General features: G+C 61.7%; 1 pseudogene. It reads right to left on the minus strand.

Annotated elements, in window-relative coordinates:
- Nucleotides 1-27: 27 nt before the first annotated feature.
- A pseudogene (locus B4967_RS03545) lies at nt 28-1,046 on the minus strand (IS30 family transposase).
- Nucleotides 1,047-1,099 lie beyond the last annotated feature (53 nt).

A 1,099-nucleotide genomic window follows, 5' to 3' on the forward strand; every position in this document is an offset into this window, starting at 1 on the left:
TGGCGGTCTCAAGTTCCAAGTGCAACGCTATTGAAGGGTTGACGGCCCCTCGACTGATTTCTTGAGCACCTCGGCATAGACCTCCAGTGGCGTTCGCCCATCCAGTGTCTTGCGAGGCCGTGTGTTCAGTGAATCGGCAATGGCATCGCGTTGCTCTTGGCTGTAGACCGAGAGATCGGTCCCCTTGGGCAGATACTGCCGCAACAGGCCATTGGTTTTCTCGTTGGAACCGCGCTGCCATGGGCTATGGGGGTCAGCGAAGTAGATCGCCGTGCCGGTCTTCTGGGTGATCTCGGCGTGTTTCACCATCTCGCGGCCCTGATCATAGGTCATGGACAGACGCAGGGAGCGCGGCACCTCATTGAGCTTGTCGCTGAACCCGACGGCGGCTGCCGTGGCCGTGGTGCCATCCAGTTTTGCCAGGATAACTAGGCGTGTGGTGCGCTCCACCAGCGTCCCGCGGCAGAGCGGTTATTGGCACCCATGATCAGGTCGCCCTCCCAGTGCCCCGGCATTAGGCGATCTTCGATCTCTGGCGGTCGCAGGTGGATGCTGACCAGGCCCGGAATCTGTTGTCGGCGATCCTGGCCACGGCTGCGTGGGCGCCGCTTGCCATTGCCTTGTCGCAAGCAGGCAATCAGCTCCTTCTTGAGCGAGCCGCGCGGCATGACGTAGATCGCGTTGTAGATGGCTTCGTGTGAGACCTGGCGGTCAGTGTCATCAGGGAACATGCGTCTCAGTGTGCGGGCTATCTGCTCGGGTGACCAGTAGTGGCGCAGCAGGTAGACCACCAGTTCGAACAGCTCGCTATCGGGATGCAGCTTGGGGCGGCGGCGAGGCTGGCAACGCGTCAGGCCGGCTCGGTACCCGGCGAGACTGGCGTCATAGCGCTTGTCAGCACGGACCGTATGGCGTGCCAGCTCCCGGGAGATGGTGCTGGGCGCGCGGCCTAATTGGCGTGCGATGGCGCGGATCGAATGGCTGGCTCGCAGCAACATGATAGCGGCTCGGTCTTCAGCAGAGAGATGGCGATAGCAGTGAGTCATGACAGCACCATACCGAATGGGTCAGGTGTTGCACTTGCTCATTGAGACCGCCC

The sequence above is a fragment of the Vreelandella lionensis genome, assembly GCF_002087295.1.
GTDB lineage: Bacteria > Pseudomonadota > Gammaproteobacteria > Pseudomonadales > Halomonadaceae > Vreelandella > Vreelandella lionensis.